Annotated in this window: 18 protein-coding genes; 12 read left to right on the top strand and 6 right to left on the bottom strand. The window is 71.8% G+C overall.

All coding sequences use genetic code 11. From position 1 onward, the window contains the following. From ABZ930_RS26090 to ABZ930_RS26070, 5 genes are all read left to right on the top strand, one after another. The coding region (locus ABZ930_RS26090) for a plasmid stabilization protein (RefSeq protein ID WP_361552300.1) at positions 1-264 on the top strand (264 nt) is incomplete at its 5' end. A gap of 146 nt (positions 265-410) precedes the next feature. Continuing rightward, positions 411-1370 carry a TIGR03557 family F420-dependent LLM class oxidoreductase gene (locus ABZ930_RS26085; protein WP_361552297.1) on the top strand — a complete coding sequence of 320 codons (960 nt, stop codon included), beginning with the start codon at positions 411-413 and terminating at the stop codon, positions 1368-1370. Positions 1371-1461: 91 nt separating this feature from the next. Further along, positions 1462-2622, top strand: coding sequence for an aromatic acid exporter family protein (locus ABZ930_RS26080; protein ID WP_361552294.1), 1161 nt, complete (start codon positions 1462-1464; stop codon positions 2620-2622). Between the two features lie 257 nt (positions 2623-2879). Further along, a complete protein-coding gene (locus ABZ930_RS26075; RefSeq protein WP_361552291.1) occupies positions 2880-3827 on the top strand; it encodes an ANTAR domain-containing protein in 948 nt (315 codons plus the stop codon). Positions 3828-3892: 65 nt separating this feature from the next. Beyond that, complete coding sequence (locus ABZ930_RS26070) at positions 3893-4831, top strand: helix-turn-helix transcriptional regulator (RefSeq protein WP_361552288.1); 939 nt, start codon at positions 3893-3895, stop codon at positions 4829-4831. 19 nt (positions 4832-4850) lie between these two features. Here ABZ930_RS26070 and ABZ930_RS26065 read toward each other — a convergent pair whose 3' ends face one another. Further along, entirely contained in the window at positions 4851-5834 is a 984-nt protein-coding gene (locus ABZ930_RS26065) for a helix-turn-helix transcriptional regulator (protein WP_361552285.1), read from the bottom strand. A 331-nt stretch (positions 5835-6165) separates the two neighbouring features. On the opposite strand from ABZ930_RS26065, the gene ABZ930_RS26060 reads away from it, so the two are divergent. The 3 genes from ABZ930_RS26060 to ABZ930_RS26050 all read left to right on the top strand — a co-directional run bounded on the left by ABZ930_RS26060 (position 6166) and on the right by ABZ930_RS26050 (position 7901). Beyond that, positions 6166-6963 carry a SigB/SigF/SigG family RNA polymerase sigma factor gene (locus tag ABZ930_RS26060; RefSeq protein WP_361552282.1) on the top strand — a complete coding sequence of 266 codons (798 nt, stop codon included), beginning with the start codon at positions 6166-6168 and terminating at the stop codon, positions 6961-6963. A 125-nt stretch (positions 6964-7088) separates the two neighbouring features. Further along, on the top strand, positions 7089-7538 hold the full coding sequence (locus ABZ930_RS26055) for a hypothetical protein (RefSeq protein WP_361552279.1): 450 nt from the start codon (positions 7089-7091) through the stop codon (positions 7536-7538). Positions 7539-7727: 189 nt separating this feature from the next. Then, entirely contained in the window at positions 7728-7901 is a 174-nt protein-coding gene (locus ABZ930_RS26050) for a CsbD family protein (protein WP_361552321.1), read from the top strand. A gap of 81 nt (positions 7902-7982) precedes the next feature. Here the strand turns inward: ABZ930_RS26050 and ABZ930_RS26045 are convergent, their stop codons facing one another. Both ABZ930_RS26045 and gvpJ read right to left on the bottom strand, forming a co-directional pair. Then, entirely contained in the window at positions 7983-8228 is a 246-nt protein-coding gene (locus tag ABZ930_RS26045; protein ID WP_361552276.1) for a gas vesicle protein GvpG, read from the bottom strand. Between the two features lie 46 nt (positions 8229-8274). After that, complete coding sequence (gene gvpJ / locus ABZ930_RS26040; protein WP_361552273.1) at positions 8275-8700, bottom strand: gas vesicle protein GvpJ; 426 nt, start codon at positions 8698-8700, stop codon at positions 8275-8277. A gap of 353 nt (positions 8701-9053) precedes the next feature. Here gvpJ and ABZ930_RS26035 point away from each other — a divergent pair, with 353 nt between their 5' ends. Beyond that, positions 9054-9395 carry a GNAT family N-acetyltransferase gene (locus ABZ930_RS26035; protein WP_361552270.1) on the top strand — a complete coding sequence of 114 codons (342 nt, stop codon included), beginning with the start codon at positions 9054-9056 and terminating at the stop codon, positions 9393-9395. A gap of 99 nt (positions 9396-9494) precedes the next feature. Then, positions 9495-9980: a helix-turn-helix domain-containing protein gene (locus tag ABZ930_RS26030; protein WP_361552267.1), complete on the top strand. Its 486-nt coding sequence runs from the start codon at positions 9495-9497 to the stop codon at positions 9978-9980. A gap of 96 nt (positions 9981-10076) precedes the next feature. Here the strand turns inward: ABZ930_RS26030 and ABZ930_RS26025 are convergent, their stop codons facing one another. Both ABZ930_RS26025 and ABZ930_RS26020 read right to left on the bottom strand, forming a co-directional pair. Then, positions 10077-12752, bottom strand: a complete 2676-nt coding sequence (locus ABZ930_RS26025) for a beta-N-acetylglucosaminidase domain-containing protein (protein WP_361552264.1) — start codon at positions 12750-12752, stop codon at positions 10077-10079. 216 nt (positions 12753-12968) lie between these two features. Then, on the bottom strand, positions 12969-13142 hold the full coding sequence (locus ABZ930_RS26020; RefSeq protein WP_361552261.1) for a CsbD family protein: 174 nt from the start codon (positions 13140-13142) through the stop codon (positions 12969-12971). Positions 13143-13318: 176 nt separating this feature from the next. Between ABZ930_RS26020 and ABZ930_RS26015 the strand changes: the two genes are divergently transcribed. Together ABZ930_RS26015 and ABZ930_RS26010 are read left to right on the top strand one after the other, a co-directional pair. Beyond that, positions 13319-13816 carry a MarR family transcriptional regulator gene (locus ABZ930_RS26015; protein ID WP_361552258.1) on the top strand — a complete coding sequence of 166 codons (498 nt, stop codon included), beginning with the start codon at positions 13319-13321 and terminating at the stop codon, positions 13814-13816. Between the two features lie 279 nt (positions 13817-14095). Further along, positions 14096-15289 (top strand): PP2C family protein-serine/threonine phosphatase, encoded by a 1194-nt coding sequence (locus ABZ930_RS26010; RefSeq protein ID WP_361552255.1) that lies wholly within the window; start codon positions 14096-14098, stop codon positions 15287-15289. A 25-nt stretch (positions 15290-15314) separates the two neighbouring features. On the opposite strand, the gene ABZ930_RS26005 is transcribed toward ABZ930_RS26010, so the two are convergent. After that, entirely contained in the window at positions 15315-15812 is a 498-nt protein-coding gene (locus ABZ930_RS26005; RefSeq protein ID WP_361552252.1) for a MarR family transcriptional regulator, read from the bottom strand. Positions 15813-15823 lie beyond the last annotated feature (11 nt).

The raw sequence follows: 15823 nt of genomic DNA, 5'->3' as shown, positions 1-15823 counted from the left end.
AACCGCGGCGAGTCCACGAAGCGAGCCGAGGAGATCGCCGCCCGCACCGTGAACAAGGAACGGGCCCGCAGCGGCGAATCCCGTACGGCCAGCCGCACCTCCACCCAGGACCCCAAGTCCGCCTCCGAGCGAGGCGGCGAACGCTCCCACAAGGGAGCGCAGGGCCGCACCAGGGACCAGCTCTACGCCGAGGCACAGCGCAAGGACGTCAAGGGCCGCTCGTCGATGAACAAGGCGGAGCTGGCCAAGGCAGTGGACGGCTGACCCCCTCCCGCACGCGACGCACGTGGGGAGGTGCGTCCGCATGCGCGCTCTGACAGACGTTCCAGGCCAAGGAAGACCCCACGACCACCGGGACTCGCCGGCACGGCACCCGGGACACGGGGAGCGGACCACGTGAGGAGCAAGTGATGGCACGCTACGGATACTTCCTGGCGAGCGAGGAGTTCACGCCCGCGGAACTCCTCGACCAGGCCAGGGCCGCCGAACAGGCCGGGTTCGACTGTCTGGCCATCTCCGACCACTATCACCCCTGGACCGGTGAACAGGGTCAGAGCCCCTTCGTGTGGACGATGATCGGCGCGCTCGCCCAGGTCACGTCGCTGCCGGTGACGACGTTCGTCACCTGCCCCACCGTCCGGCTGCACCCGGCGGTGAACGCCCAGGCCGCCGCCACCGCCGGCGTGGTCACCGGCAACCGCTTCCGGTTCGGAGTGGGCACCGGCGAGGCGCTCAACGAGCACATCCTCGGCGACACGTGGCCGGCCGCGGACGCCCGCCTGGAGATGCTCGAAGAGGCCGTGCAGATCATCCGGAACCTCCTCACCGGCGAGGAGGTCACCCACCGCGGACGCCACTACACCGTCGAGAACGCCCGCCTGTACACGGTCCCGGACGAACCGGTGCCGATCCATGTCTCCGGCTTCGGCCCCAAGGCCGCCGCGCTGGCCGGGCGTGTCGGGGACGGGTTCGTCACGATGACGCCGGACGCGGCACTGGTCGGGCAGTTCCGGCGCTCCGGAGGCGGTCACAAGCCCGTACTCGGCGGGCTCAAGGTGTGCTGGGGAGCCGACCGGGACGAGGCGGTCAAGACGGTGCACCGGTTGTGGCCGACCCAGTTCCTGCCCGGTGAACTCGGTCAGGTGCTGCCCAGTCCCGCCCACTTCGAACAGGCGTCGACGCTCGTCACCCAGGAGGCCGTCGCCGAGGGCACGGTCTGCGGTGCCGATGTGGACGAACACGCCCGCGCCGTCTCCGCGTACGCCGAGGCCGGATTCGACGAGGTGTACGTGGGCCAGATCGGTCCGGAGCAGCAGGGCTTCTTCGACTTCTACCGCGGCGAGGTGCTACCGCGGCTGCGCGCCGCCTGACGCCTCTTCAGGGCAGCAGGCCGCACGGCCGGCCCGGCCAGGGCCCCTGGTACGAGGGGGCCGGACACGATGGGCAGGAACGGAGACAGTGGTGGGTCGCTTGCGCGCCGGATGGGCCTGGCTGGTGAGGGTGCGCCGGGTGCCGGGGCACGAGCGGCACACGGTGCTGATCGTCGCCAAGAGCGTGCTGGCGGCCACGCTGGCCTGGTGGATCGCGCACGACCTGCTGAAGGCGACCTCGCCGGCGTTCGCACCCTTCTCCGCCGTGCTGACCATGAACGTGACGATCTCCCGGTCGCTGTGGCAGGCCCTGCGTTACGCGGCCGCGGTCACCGTCGGGGTCGCCGTCCAGGCCGCGGTCGCACTCCTCGCCGGGCCGGACCTGTTCGCCTTCGTCGTGGTCGCCGTGATCGCGCTGTGCATCGGGCAGTGGCCGGCGCTGGGGGAGCAGCGGTCACAGGTCGCGACGGCCGCGTTCTTCGCGTTCTCCACCTACGCGGCCGCCACCGGCACGACGGAGCGGCTGAGCCAACTCGGGCAGATCATCCTCCTCGTCCTCATCGGCTGCGGTCTCGGCCTGCTCGTGAATCTGTGCATCGCACCCCCGCTGCGCTACCGCAGCGCCGAACAGGGCCTGCACACCCTGGCGGCGGAGGTCGAGTCCCTGCTCGACGACATGGCCGACGGACTGGCCGACAGCGATGTCGGCGCCGAGCGTGCCGAACAGTGGCGCAGGTCCGCCGAGCGCGTACAGGACGCCGTCGGCCAGGCCCGGGCCGGGCTGAGCACGGCGGAGAACAGCATGCCCTTCAACCCCCGGCGCGCCTTGCCCGCCCATCGGGGTCACCAGTCCTTCACCCGCTACCGGGCGACGGTCGACGCCCTGGAACGCGCGGTCCACCAACTGGCTTCGCTCATCCGCAGCCTCGGCCGCTGGCGCGAGACGGAGAACACCTACACCTACGCGCCCGCCCTGGAGTCCTACGCCGCTTTCTGCGGCAGGCTGCGCGACATCGCCCATGTCATCGCGGGACTGGACTCGGACACCCTCGCCGAGCAGGCCGGAAAGATGTGCGAGCTGGCAACGGTGGCCCAGGACGCCCTGCAGAAGGTGCTGGGCGCGGCCCGGGACCACGAACTTCCGCTGTCCGACTCCACCCGCCCCTACGGCGTGCTCGTGGTCGAGGCGTCCCGGTTGATGGAGGAGTTCCAGAACACCTGCGACGTGCTGATGGACACCGCCGACAACTGAGTGCCCGCGCGGTGCCGAGCCGGCCCGCCCGCCCCGAGCGTTTCGTTCCCCGGACAGCCACCGCCCTGACCGGCAGCGGAGACGTTTCGTTCTCCGGGCGGAATCGGAGAGGGTCCGCGGCATACGGTTCTCGGGTGCTTGGGACCAAGGCACGCCCTGATGTGACGAGCGACCGCGAACGCGCACGACCAGCGGTGTCTCCACGTCCTGGGCCTGCTCTTGTCTGCTTCGACGGCCGCTGAACACGGGAGGCCGCAGTGAAACCCGAACATCCCCGAGCCGCACCGCGCAGCGCCGCGCACGCCCCCGGCCCGCGCGTCGTCGCCCCGCGCCTGTCCACGTCCGGGCGGGCGCCGGACGCGCCCAGCGCCGAAGGCATGCACGCCGAGCTGAGAGGCTTGCGCGAACACGTGGCGAGCCTCAACGCGCAGGTACGCGCGCGCACCCAGATCGCGTTCGCCGAAGGCCTGCTGGTGGGCCGGTACGCACTCGCGGACCGGGAAGAGGCCTTCGCGGTGATGCGCACGGCATCCCAGCACGCCAACGTGAAACTGCACCAACTCGCCGCCGCACTGATCGTGATGGCGCCGCCCGCCCCCGGCGCCACGCACTGGTTCCCCGGCCGCACCGCTTCGCCCGCCCCGTCCCTCGCCGGCCTGAGGCAAGGGCGGATGAACCCGCGCAACCAGGGAGAAGTGCTGTCGGCGGCGCTGCGGCGGGCGATGCAGATCACCGGTGCGGACGCGGGCAATGTGCAGCTCTACGAGGCCGGCATCCTGCGCCTCGAACGTCATCAGGGACACAGCCAGGCCTTCCTGGACTACTTCGCGTTCGTCCAGGAGGGCACGTCGTGCGCGCGGGCGGCGGTGTCCGACCGCCAGGTGACCGTCCGGGACATCGCCACCGCGTCCCTCTTCGACGACGAGACACGGCAGGTGCTGCTCGACGCGGGCTACCACGCCTGCCACAGCATTCCCCTGGCGAGCGCGGCGGGTGTGGTCCGGGGAGTGCTGAACGTCCACCACCACGCTCCGCTGGAGACATTGGACCAGGCACGCCTGTCCCGGTTCGAGGAGTTGCGCCGCGCGGTCGGCGCCTGGCTGGACTGGCATCAGCGGACGGTCGTCCTCGACGCGCTCGAACACCTGCACAGGACCGCGGCCGGGCCGGGCACCCGTCGGGAGCACTCCTCCGACGGTGGCTGAGCGGCCACCGGGCCCGGCACCCCGTGCGGCACGGGCGTTAGCGTGTCGCCCGGAGGTGGACAGTCATGGAGACGACGCTGTTCGAGAGCGAGAGCCTGTCGGCGACGGAGGAATTCCTGTCGCGGGCCTTCACCCCGATGACGATCGGGGGACGGCCCAGTGACACCCGCGCCCGCATCGCCCGGCGCAGCGCGGGCGAGCTGACCGTGGACGAGCTGGCGTTCGGCTACACCATGTCCTACGACGCGGGGCCGCTGGACAAGCTGTGCCTGGTGTCCATGAACCAAGGGGTGCACACCAGCGGTGAGGAGGCGTGCGGACCGGGGGAGACGTTCCTGGTCGCGCAGCCCGACCGCCCCTACAGCGGCGAGGTGCGAGAGGCCGACTACACCATCGTGTCCTTCGGCCCCGAACATCTCCAGGCGGCCGCGGGCCCCTCCGCCGGCCGGGTACGTCTGACCGGGACCCGCGCCGTGTCACCGGAGGCGAACCGGCTGCTGCACTCCACGGTCGCGTACCTGCGGGACGTGGTGTTCGCCCCGGCGGGAACCGACGCTCCCTCCAGCCCCCTGCTGATCGGCAACGCGTTGCGGCACCTGGCCGCCGTCACCCTCACCTGCCTGCCCAACACCACGCACGACAGCGGTCCGACGCGCACCGACACCCGGGACGCCCGGCCGCACACCCTGGGCCGCGCCCTCACCTACATCGACGAGAACGCCCACCGAGACATCGGCCTGGCCGACATCGCCGCGGCCGCCTTCGTCACCCCGCGCGCCCTGCAGTACGCGTTCACCCGGCACGCCGGGACGACGCCGCTGGCCCACCTGCGCCGCGTCCGGCTGGCCCGCGCCCACGACGACCTCAAGGCGGCCTTCAGCGGCGAGACGACGGTGGCGGAGATCGCCGCGCGGTGGGGCTTCGCGCACGCCGGCCGGTTCTCGGGCTACTACCGCGACGCGTACGGGATCATGCCGATCCGCACCCTGAAGGCGTCGGACTGAGCCGCACCCGGGAGACGGCCTAGATCCTCGGCGCCGTCGGGGGAGTCCGCAGCGTGGTGGAGGGGCTGGTGCCGTAGGCCTCGCGGTAGAGCGCGGCGAAATGGCCGGAGTGGACGAATCCCCAGTGCGCGGCGATGGAGGTGACGGTGACCCCGCTGTGCGGCTCGGCGGCCTTGAGGTCCTCGTGGGCGTACGCCAGGCGGACGCCGCGCAGATGGGCCAGCGGGGTGGTGTCGAGGTGCCTGCGGAAGGCGTACTGCAGTGCCCGGGGGGTGACGTGCGCGGCCTCGGCGATGTCCTTGAGGGTGAGGGGCGTGTGCGCGTTGTCCTCGATGTAGGTCCTGGCGCGGGACACGGTGGCGGGGGTGGCGTCGCGGGTGTCGGCCAGGGACGGGTCCTTGCCCACGACGTTGTTCGGGAACACCTGCAGGGCGGTCGCCGTCAGCAGATGGGCCGCCGACTCCCTCACGAGCGGGCTGCTCGGGGTCCGGGCGGCACAGACCACACCCGCGTAGGAGCGGGCCCGCTCCCATACGGCCGCGGCGTCCGCTGTGGCCGGGGTGAGGCCGGTGAAGCGCAACGGCCCGCGGTGGCGCGGATCGGCTTCCTCGGCCGCCTGGGCGAGGAGATCGGCGGGCAGCGTCACGGTGATGGCTTCGAGGTCCTCCGTGCGCGCGCGGTAGGGGCGCTCGGGGGCGTTGGCCAGCCAGACGTCGCCGGTGGTGAAGCTGCCGTGCTCGGTCCCGCAGGAGCGCTCCGCCCTTCCTCCGGTGGTGGTCATGATCACCACGGCGCCGCGGGAGTCGTTGCCGAAGGTGAGCCGGGTCGGCAGGAGGACTTCCGAGTAGCCGAAACGGCCGGTGTCCGTGTGCCGCAGGACGAATTCCTGGCTGCCGTCCGTGCCGCTCATGCGCAGTCCGGTGCCGTATGCGCTCCGCAGGAGGTCGACCGCTTCGTCGGCCGTACGCGTGCGCACTTCGCTGTGTGAGGGGTTCGGGCTCATCTTGCGTCTTTCGTGACCGTGAAAGGACCGTCACGGGTCGGTGCCGGGATGTTAGCCCGCTGTCGCTCGTCGGCGGCGTACAGGATTTCGCTTTGCGGACAGGCCGGGCCCCTACGGGGGGCGAGTCTTCGTTTTTCGGCCGGGCGGAGCGACGGAAGGCGGGGCGCGATCTCGGGGAGCGGCGCGGCCCGTTTGCTCGCGGGGGCGGCGGGCAGGCGGACCCCAGTGCTTGGGACCACAGGTGCTCACCAGGGAGAACACCCCGTTCAGCGGTGGTGGACCTCCTGGCCGATTCGGCTATCGAAGAGCGATACGCGATAGGGAGCGGTCCATGCCCACTCGTCACCCTCACGACGACGCACCTGAAACCGAGCAGGCTTTCATCCGCCTTGCGACTCTGCCGACGGGACCCGAGCGCGACGGTCTCTTCGCCGAGTTGACGGAGGCGTGGTTGCCGATGGCGCACCGTCTCGCCGTCAAATTCCGCGACAAGGGCGAAAGCCTCGACGACCTGCGGCAGGTCGCCGCTCTCGGCCTGGTGAAAGCCGTCGAGCGGTACGACTCCTCGCGCGGTGCTTTCGAGGTCTACGCGATTCCCACCATCACCGGGGAACTCCGTCGCCATTTCCGGGACCGCACCTGGGACGTCCGCGTCCCGCGCCGGGTCCAGGACCTGCGCAACCGGGTGCGGGTCGCCCGGCGTCACCTGCTCCAGCAGCCCGGGCACCCGGCCGAGCCCGGCCTCGAGGACATCGCGGCGCAGGCGGGGCTCACGCTCGACGAGGTCCGCGACGGGATGCAGGCCCTGGACAGCTACAACAGCCTCTCCCTCGACGCGGAGGCGGGCGCCGGCACGAACGGCCCGAGCCTCGGCGACACCCTCGGCCGCACCGAGAGCCGCTACGAGGTCATCACCGACCGGGAAGCCGCCAAGGCGGGCCTGCGCGCTCTTCCGGAACGCGAGCGAACCATCCTCTACCTGCGCTTCTTCGAGGACATGACCCAGGCCCGCATCGCGGAGCAGGTCGGTGTCTCCCAGATGCAGGTGTCCCGGCTGATCAGCAGCAGTTGCGCCCGGGTCAGGGAGCACGCGTCGCGCGAGGTGACCGCGCGGGCGCAGGCCGCCTGAGCCGTCGCCACGAAGGACGGCGGTCCAGGACGACCGGCGGTGGGGCCGACGCCGGCGTTCACACGATCGGTGCGGGCCCGCCGACGCGGCGGTATGCGTCGCGCGGGTGTGGGGACCTGTGAGCCATGTGTGAGGACTCTGACAGGCCCGCTCGTGCGCATGCGCGACCCGAGGGCGTGAGCGACGCGACGGTCGAAGGTCTGGGATCGGTGTCGAAGGCCCTGGAGACGGTGGAACGGGCCCGCGGGCACCTCTACGCCTTCCACCAGCTGACCGGCAGCGCCGATCTGGAGATGGGCCGCGCCGTCGACCTGCTGCGCGACGCCGGACACGAGGAGTGGGCGGCGCTGATCGAGCGGGAACTGGTGGGCCGCAACGTACTGGACGGCCGGTGGACCTTCCAGGTCGTGGAGGAGTACGACGCCACGTTCTACGAGCCGTACAAAGCCCTGGAGCGTGAGGCGCGGGAGGCCCTCATCGCCGGGCGTGACCACGTGTACGAGGCGGAGATGAAGGAAGCCCGCCGGACGAAGGGGCATCCGCACCACACGGCGCGGCCGGCCGACCCCGAATGAGGCCGGCTCCCCTGGCTGCTGCCTCAACCAGGGGAGCCTGGACGTGACAGACCCCGGGGGATTTGACGGCTGAGCACGTCGTGAGCACCGGGTCCCCTGGAACCTCCGGTCCATTCACGCGTTTCAGGAGCGGCAGAACGGTGACGCGGAGTGCAGTACATGAAGCCGACGCAGGGGAAGGTGAGCAGCGTGGCCGCGAGCGAGAAGGCCAAGGCGAAGGCGGAGCAGATGGCGGGGGCCGTGATGGAGGCCACCGGGCGGGCCGTGGGCAACAAACGCCTCACCGCCAAGGGCCGCGCCGCCAAGACACTCGGCTCAGGGCGCGAGAGCAAGGAGTCGGCGAAGGACATGGGCCGGCACTGACCCGGCGCACCGACTCGACCGGCGAGGAGGAGGCGGCCCGCACGGGCCGCCTCCTCCTCGCCGGTCACCGCGCGCCGGGATTCACGCGCCTGTCTGTCTGGCGCGGCTCTCCTCCAGCCGGTCGAGGAGTTCGTCCTCGCGGCGGTCGAAGGTCTCCTCGTCGATCTCTCCCGCCTCCAACTGCTGCTCGAGTGCGGCGAGTTGCGCCTGAATGGCCGAGGGGTCGTAGTACTGGCTCTCCGCCTCCGCCACCACCTGGTCCAGGACCCACATGGAGCCCCGCACCGGTGCCACGGGCAGCAGGAGGACCTCCGTCAGCAGACCCATGCGGGCCTCATCCCGGGGCTGACCCTCGTCCCGTACGCGTACGTGCTCATTCCTGCTCCTCCTTGCGGCGGCTCGGGGCACTGCGGCGCCGGCGCGGCCCGGACTCGGTCCCGGCCTCTTCGCGGCTGCGGTCCTGCGCGTCGGACACGGTCCGTGCGGCGCCGGACAGCGCGCCCTCGCTCTCGCCGGGGGCGCCGGACTCCGAGGAGTCGCCGGTGATGTCCGCCAGACCGGAGGGCTTCTTGCTGCCGGTCTCCAGGTCGAGCCGGTTGCAGGCCTCGGCGAAGCGCAGATACGTGTCGACGCTGGCGACGACGACGCGTACGTCGATCTTGAGGATCTCGATGCCGACCAGGGACACCCGGACGAACGCGTCGATCACCAGTCCTCTGTCCAGCACCAGCTCCAGTACGTCGTAGAGGCCGCTGGTGCCGCCGCCTCCGCCGCTCTGCCGGGTCGTGGCGACAGTCATGAAGATCATCCCTCCTGCTCGTCCCGGCCGGACGAGGCCCCCGAGGCCGGGCAGCGGGCTTCCGAGCCGCCCGCTCACGAGAGCGGCTGCCCTTCCCGGCAGCCGCGTCGGTCGTTGCGCCATGTCGATCTCGCCCCACTGGGTGCCCCGGCAGCACCGGCCGAACCCTCACGGGCGGACCGATCGGTGAACGGCCTGTGAACCACACCGCCGAAGCCGTCCCCGTTCGCCGACGGCCCGAGGGCAGAGGCGGCTCTGACCTGCGCAAAGAAGTGAAGTACTCTCCACGTGGCGGAAGTTCACCGGTCGCACCCACGCCCCGCGGGAACCCGCCCGTGACCGAAGGACCCGCCATGACCCAGCCCGCCGCCACTCCGGTGGTCCGCCGCGTCGACGAACGCCACCGCTATGTGATCGACGTCGACGGCGCCACCGCCGGATTCACCGCCTACCGCGACCGCGAGGACCGGCGCGTGTTCTTCCACACCGAGATCGACGACGCCTACGCGGGCCAGGGCCTGGCCTCGACGCTCGTCCGCGAGGCCCTCGACGACGTGCGCGGCGCGGGCAAGCGCATCGTGCCCGTCTGCCCGTACGTGGCCAAGTTCCTGAAGAAGCACGAGGAGTACGCCGACATCACGGACCCGGTCACGCCCGAGGTCCTGCAGTGGCTGGACGGCGTCCTGAAGCGCTGACGAACCGGCGCTCGCAATCGAGTTCGAGTCGGGCGCGTCCTCGGAGCCCTTTCGTCGTTGAACACGTGACCATGATCAACGCGTTCGAGGAGGCGACGGATGAGTAACAGCACCAAGAAGAAGGGCCGCAGGCATCGCACGGTCAACCGCACCCCGCGGCCCATGGGCACGGTGACGGCGCCCCGCGCGGAAACCACGGCCCCCGCGACGGCCCCGGTGACGGTGCCGGGACAGAAGAGCGAGCCGGACCTGGACCGGGTGCTGCGCAACCTGGGCTACGGGCGACTGCGCGTCCCGGCACCCGCGGCACCGGTCGCACCCGCGGCCCCCGTCGCACCGGCCCGGTCGGCCGAGCCGCGCCCCGCCCCGCGCGGGACGGCGGAGCTCAACAAGAACGCCCGCCTGACGCTGGAGTTCCTGGAGGAGACGGCCGACGGCCGCACCCTTGAGCAGGTGTGCGAGGCAGTGGGCTGGACGCCGCGCACGGTGACCCGGCACCTGAGGACGCTGGCCGACGCCGGCCTCGCCGCGCAGACCGAGGACGGGCGCTGGTCCGCCACCGCCCGACAGCCCCTGGTGGGCTGATCCCCGTACAGGGGCCGCCGTCCACGGACCACAGCGGGCCGGGTGCGGGAAACCGGGACCGGTTCCCCGCACCCGCCGTGGTCGCGGCGGGCCCGGCTACCTGACGATCACCTCGCTCACCACGGGCGCGGCCGAGCCGTCGTCCCACACGAGCCGCACCGCGTCCGCGTGCGTCCCCGCGGGCGCGGGCCGCGTGGTGACGGCGCCGTCGAGCCGGCCGAGGGTCCGCCACGCGCCGTCGACGCGCAGTTGGACCCGGGCCTTCGAGCCGGTGGCGTCGTCCGGCCGCAGGACGGTCACCGACGCCACCGCGCGCGGCGCGGCGGAGGTCACCGTGAGCGCGTCGCCCGGAGCCGGTGCGGAGCCCGCGCGGTAGGCGGTCTCGGGCACACCGTCGGCGGCGGCGGCCAGGCTGCCGCCGTCCGCCGGGGCCGGGCCGCCGCTCACCGTCGGCCGGTCTGGACGTGTCACGGTGAACTCGCGGACGACCAGCCAGCTCTCCTGGCCGGCCGTCGCGCGGGCCCGCACGTACCGGGCGGTCGTCCCGCTCGGCGCGTCCGCCGCCCAGGTCGCCTTGCCGTCGAACTCGGCACCCAGCGCGTGCCACGTCGTCCCGTCCGACGAGTATTCGAGGACGCCCCGGTGCAGATAGTCCTCGGTGCTGCCGGACTTGCCCATGGCCACCGTCACCGAGCCGAGCGGCTGTTGGCCGCCCAGGTCGATGCCGACGCTCTCGTCCGCCTTCGGCGGCCGGCTGCTCCAGAAGTACGTGGAGTCGTCGCCGTCGGTCATCCGGTCGGGCGTGTTGCCGTTGTACACGGGCAGTTCCGTCGTGGCGGTCGGCTGCGGCGGCAGGCCGAGCCGCTGGTTGGAGGCGTCCAGCACCTTCGCGAAGAACGGTTCGAGGACGCCCGCACCGACGATCACCGGGATCTTGTCGCCGTTGAGATCGGTGTACCGGTACGACTTCGCCTCGGCGATCAGCCCCGGCAGCCGCTGGCGCAGGGTCCAGGCCGCGGCCGTGCGACCGGCGCGCTGCTCGTCCAGGAGCCGGACCGCCGCGATCCCGGCGACGCCCCACGACCGTGCCGAGTCGAGCCAGGGACCGGCGTCGTCGACGAAGCCCGGCTCCGCGCCGTCCCGGATGGTCGCCGGAGCGTCCCGCAGCGCCGCGAACGCCGCCTTGAGGCGCGAGGACGGTACCGAGCCCTCCCAGTAGCCCTTCATCAGGGCCGAGAGCTCGGGCGCCTCCACGGAGTTGACCGGCGAGCTGTAGTTGACGTCCGTGAACGTCCGCAGCGCCCGCTCGACCCCGGTGTTCCCGCCCGCGGCCTCCCGCACGGCGGCGCGGTACGAGGCGTCGGGGTCGTACGCCGTGTCGTTCCACGTGTAGTCGGCGACGGTGTGCAGGGCGAGCTTCGAGGCGTACGGCTGGATCATCGGGTTGGCGGTGATCCCGGCCAGCTGCTCGGCGAGCCCCTTCTCCCGGCCGTGGAACGGGCCGAGGAAGAGCCGTCCGGTCGCGTAGTCGTTGACGGGGTAGTTGTCCCAGGTCAGGATCGCGTGCCCGAAGACCTCCCTGGCCCGCTTCGCCTGTTCCACCGTCATCGTCGGAGCCACCACGCCCTCGCCCGTCCACTCGACGAGCACGTCCTCGTCGAGCTGTCCCGACAGCGCCGTCTTGTAGGGCGTGGAGGCGGTGTTGTAGTACTCCGTCGGCACCATCTGCAGCGGCAGCGCACCGTCGTGGGTCTTGATGAACCGCTGGTTGACGCGGTTGAGCAGATACGCCTGGGCCTGTCCGGCCGCGCCGCCGCCGGTGCCCCACTTCGCCTGGTCGGCGTCGCAGTTCCAGTCGGTGTAGCTGATGTCGTCGAGCGGAACCGCGAACTGCCGTACCCCGATGTCCCAGAGCGTCTGGAACTTGTCCGTCAGGGCCGTGAGGTCGGCGTCGGAGCTGTAGCAGACGCTGAGGCCGGGGGAGAGGGCGTAGGTGAACTCGACGTGGTTCGCCCGGGCCCGGTCCACCAGCTCCTCGATCTGGGCGAGCTGGTCGGCCGGGTAGGAGTCACGCCATTTGGCGCGCAGATACGGGTCGTCCTTCGGCGAGTACACGTAGATGTTCATCTTGTGCCGGCCGTAGTCGTCGAGCTGGTCCAGGCGCGCCCGGTGCGACCAGGGAGTGCCGTAGAAGCCCTCGATGACGCCGCGCACCGGTGTCGCCGGCCAGTCGCGCACGGCCAGGCCGCGCACCTGTGCGCCGGGCTTCTCGCGCTGCGGCAGCACCTGGCGCAGCGACTGCGCCGCGTAGTACGTGCCGGTGGGGTCGGCGCCGGACAGGACGATGCGGCCCGCGCCCTCCCCTGCGGCCCGGCCCAGCGCGAGGACGTAGCCCTCGGCGGCGAGCCCGGACGGTCCCTCGGTGTGCAGCGCGTCGAGCGCCGCCGCCGAGGCCGGGTTCTCGGCCGGACCGCCGACGTAGACCGTCAGCGAGCCCGATGCGGCGGGGGCCTGCCGGGTCGTGGTGACGGCCCGGGCGCCGGCCGCTCTCAGGGCGGCGGTGGTGAGTTCCACGGCCGCCGGGTCCGACGCCTGCCCGGTGACGACGGTGACGGCGGGGGTGACGGTGATCCGGTCGGAGCGCTGTTGCGCGGAGTGCGGGGTGGGGGTGATGGCGGGCGGGTCCGCCTCGGCCCGGGGCCCGGCGACGGCCGGTCCCGGGCCGAAGGCGAGAGGAGCGGCGGTCAGGGCGGCCGCGGCCAGAACGGCCATGAGCGGTGTCCTGCGAGATCTGTGCTTCGTGCGGAACATGGGTGAGCCTCCACGGTTGGCACATGCTCTAGCGGACTAGACCACTTTGATGATGCACTGTCAATGTTGCGTGAACGGAGGCTTTTTCGAGCAGTTTCGAGCAACCGGCAGGGGCGGCGGACACGGCGAAGGGGCGGCCCCGACCGGGGCCGCCCCTTCGCCGATGTGCCGAGCGGGTCAGTGCTTGCCGATGTCCTTGGTCTTCTCCTTGGCCTCACGGGCGTCGCCCTTCATCTGCTGGGCGCGGCCCTCGGCGGTGAGGCTCTCGTTGCCCACGGCCCGGCCCGCCGTCTTCTTCGCGGCGCCCACGGCCTGGTCGGTCTTCGCCTTGGCCTTCTCGTTGGCGGTCATGTCCGCTCACGCTCCCTTGGCATCGACGTCATGTGCTCACACCCCGACTGGCCCTCACAGCCGGAGCTAAACGTCGGAAACCGAACCCCGACTTGCCCGATCCGTTCCGCCCGGATTATTCATGACGGTAAACTCGACGACCGCCCACGTCACTCTCCCGCAGAGAGGGTGCAGGAATGCCCCGACATCTTCCGCCCCGCCATCCCGAACAGGTGGCTCACGCCGCGAACCGTGCGGCCGAGCTGCTCGAGGTGCTGTGGGGCCGGGGCCAGGAGACCGCGCCCCCGGGGCCGCTCCCGCCGTCGCAATTGCGGGCCCTGAAGGTGATAGAGGAACACCGGAGCGTCAATCAGCGCATGCTGGGGGACGCGCTGGGCACGGGTGCGTCCTCCGTCAGCCGGCTGTGCGACCGGCTGGAGGCCGCCGGCCTGCTGGAGCGGATCCCCAGCGCGACGAGCCGGCGCGAGGTCGAGCTGACCCTGAGCCCGCAGGGCGCCAGAGTGCTGGAAGAACTGCGGCTGGCACGTATGCACGAGTTCGAGGCCGTGCTGCGGACGATGGCGCCGGCCGATCTCGGCGTCCTGTCCGAAGGGCTGGAGAACCTCCAGCAGGCGGCGGCGGACCGCATCGGCCTGGCCCGGCCGGAGGACGGGAACTCCTCGGCGATCGCCTGACCGCCCCAGAGTCCGAGCCCCTGGGCATCCGAGCAACCGAGTGGCGCCGGCTGAGTGCCGCGCCCGGCTCCGGGGCAGACGTGCACCCCTCTCCGCCTTCTCCTCGGTCCCTCTGTTTCCCGGCCGCCGGGCGGACGCGCGCCCTTTCGGCGCCAGAGGTCAACACCCGCTGAACGCTTCGGCCGTGGGAGATACACTCGACCGTTGCTGCCCGGCAATATTTGTCGAGGAGCAATCATTCACCGCTGAGCTGTGCTCGCACCACCGACGAAGGCTGCCGTGACTAACTTCCTGGCCGTGGAACGCGCGCTGCGCACCGCCGCGCCGTACGACCTCCTGCCGGCGGCGCGGGCCGCACTGGCCGAGCACTACGGCGCGGTGCACGTCGATCTCCTGCTCGCCGACTACAGCACCAAGGTGCTGCAGTCCGTCGCCGACGGCCCGGCCGACCCCCGGCAGGTGCCGATCGCCGGCAGTCCGCAGGGACGGGCCTTCGACAGCAGGGAACGCGTGCAGATGGTCGGGCGCGAGGAGGCCGTCGACCTCCACGTGCCGGTGACCGCGCACGGGGACCGGCTCGGGATCCTGTCCGTACGGCTGCCCGTCCGGCTCTCCGAGGAGAAGGTCGCGCCGCACGTGGTCGACGAGATCATCGCCGTCGCCGACATCGTCGGCCACGAGATCCTCGTCGCGGAACGCGACACGGACGTCTACCTCCAGGCCCGCCGCGCCAGCCGCCTCACGCTCGCCGCCGAGGTGCAGTGGCACCTTCTGCCCGGCCGCGCCTGCGCCCGCAAGGAGTACGAGATCGGGGCCCAGCTGGAGCCCGCGTACGCCATCTACGGCGACAACTTCGACTGGGCGGAGACCGCGAGCACGCTCACCCTCAGCATCACCAACGGCATGGGGGAGGGCATCCAGGCGGCGCTCCTGACGAGCCTGGCCGTGAACGCGCTGCGCAACGCGCGACGGGCGGGCATCGGCATCGCCGACCAGGCGGCGCTGGCCGATCAGGCGCTGTTCGCCCAGTACCGCGGCGAGCAGTACGTCGCGACGCTGCTGCTCTCCTTCGACCTGGACACCGGCCGCGTCGAGGTCGTCGACGGAGGCTCTCCCCAGCTGTGGCTCCACCGCGACAAGTCGGTGGAGCACATCGACTTCGACGCGCAGCTGCCGCTGGGCATGTTCGAGGAGACCGACTACGTCACGCAGGAGTTCCAGGTGGTGCCGGGGGACCGTCTGATCTTCGTCAGCGACGGGGTGTTCGCCGCGCTCTCCGACAAGGGCGAGTCCTTCGGCGAGAAGATGCTGGCCCGGGCGATCCAGGCGGCCCGCCTGCTGCCCGCCGCCGCGGTGCCCCGCGCGATCCTGCAGGAGCTGTCCGCGTATCTGGACCTGGGGGCCGGTCCCGAGGTCGCCGACGACGCGCTGGTGCTCTGCCTGGACTGGTTCGGCCGCGGCGTCCGCCCCTGATCCGCGCGGGAGCGGGTGCCAGGCGTCAGCTGCGGTGCGGTGCGTCGAGGTCGGCCGCGTACGACGCGGCGGCGAAGGCGTGCAGCCCGGTCAGCAGTTGCCCGCGTGTGTCGCTCGACATGCGGTCGAGCACCTCGCGGAGCAGGCGTTCCCGGCGCGCCGACACGGCGTCGAGCGCGTCCTGCCCCCGCCGGGTCAGGCTCAGGCCGATCGTGCGACGGTTGGTCGGCGGGGGTACCCGGCGGATCATGCCCGCCGCTTCGAGCCGGTCGCACAGCCGGCTGGCGGCCGACGGCGCGGTGCCGATCGCGCCGGCCAGCGCGCCGAGATTGAGGCCCGGCGCGGACCTGACGGCGTGCAGGGCGTGGAGTTGCAGCGCGGAGAGCTGCGGTGTGCCGTTCCTGGCCGTGCGGGTCCACAGGGCCACGAGGATGTCGACCGCCGCGGTCGTGTCCGCGGGCAGGGAGGGGCGGGGATCTTCCAGTGGGCCGATGTGGTCGGTACGGCCGTCACCGTCGTCCATGGGATGGGGTA

It is taken from the genome of Streptomyces sp. NPDC046716 (genome assembly GCF_040645755.1).
Classification (GTDB): domain Bacteria; phylum Actinomycetota; class Actinomycetes; order Streptomycetales; family Streptomycetaceae; genus Streptomyces.
The sequence above is the reverse complement of the archived record's forward strand: the minus strand, read 5'-3'. Positions and strand labels throughout refer to the sequence as shown.

What these genes read in the sequence shown, in the direction of transcription:
- ABZ930_RS26085 (WP_361552297.1), top strand. Translation starts at nt 411, where the DNA reads ATGGCACGCTACGGATACTTCCTGGCGAGCGAGGAGTTCACGCCCGCG.
- ABZ930_RS26070 (WP_361552288.1), top strand. Translation starts at nt 3,893, where the DNA reads ATGGAGACGACGCTGTTCGAGAGCGAGAGCCTGTCGGCGACGGAGGAA.
- ABZ930_RS26065 (WP_361552285.1), bottom strand. Translation starts at nt 5,834, where the DNA reads ATGAGCCCGAACCCCTCACACAGCGAAGTGCGCACGCGTACGGCCGAC.
- ABZ930_RS26060 (WP_361552282.1), top strand. Translation starts at nt 6,166, where the DNA reads ATGCCCACTCGTCACCCTCACGACGACGCACCTGAAACCGAGCAGGCT.
- ABZ930_RS26055 (WP_361552279.1), top strand. Translation starts at nt 7,089, where the DNA reads ATGTGTGAGGACTCTGACAGGCCCGCTCGTGCGCATGCGCGACCCGAG.
- ABZ930_RS26045 (WP_361552276.1), bottom strand. Translation starts at nt 8,228, where the DNA reads ATGGGTCTGCTGACGGAGGTCCTCCTGCTGCCCGTGGCACCGGTGCGG.
- gvpJ (WP_361552273.1), bottom strand. Translation starts at nt 8,700, where the DNA reads ATGACTGTCGCCACGACCCGGCAGAGCGGCGGAGGCGGCGGCACCAGC.
- ABZ930_RS26035 (WP_361552270.1), top strand. Translation starts at nt 9,054, where the DNA reads ATGACCCAGCCCGCCGCCACTCCGGTGGTCCGCCGCGTCGACGAACGC.
- ABZ930_RS26030 (WP_361552267.1), top strand. Translation starts at nt 9,495, where the DNA reads ATGAGTAACAGCACCAAGAAGAAGGGCCGCAGGCATCGCACGGTCAAC.
- ABZ930_RS26025 (WP_361552264.1), bottom strand. Translation starts at nt 12,752, where the DNA reads ATGGCCGTTCTGGCCGCGGCCGCCCTGACCGCCGCTCCTCTCGCCTTC.
- ABZ930_RS26020 (WP_361552261.1), bottom strand. Translation starts at nt 13,142, where the DNA reads ATGACCGCCAACGAGAAGGCCAAGGCGAAGACCGACCAGGCCGTGGGC.
- ABZ930_RS26015 (WP_361552258.1), top strand. Translation starts at nt 13,319, where the DNA reads ATGCCCCGACATCTTCCGCCCCGCCATCCCGAACAGGTGGCTCACGCC.
- ABZ930_RS26005 (WP_361552252.1), bottom strand. Translation starts at nt 15,812, where the DNA reads ATGGACGACGGTGACGGCCGTACCGACCACATCGGCCCACTGGAAGAT.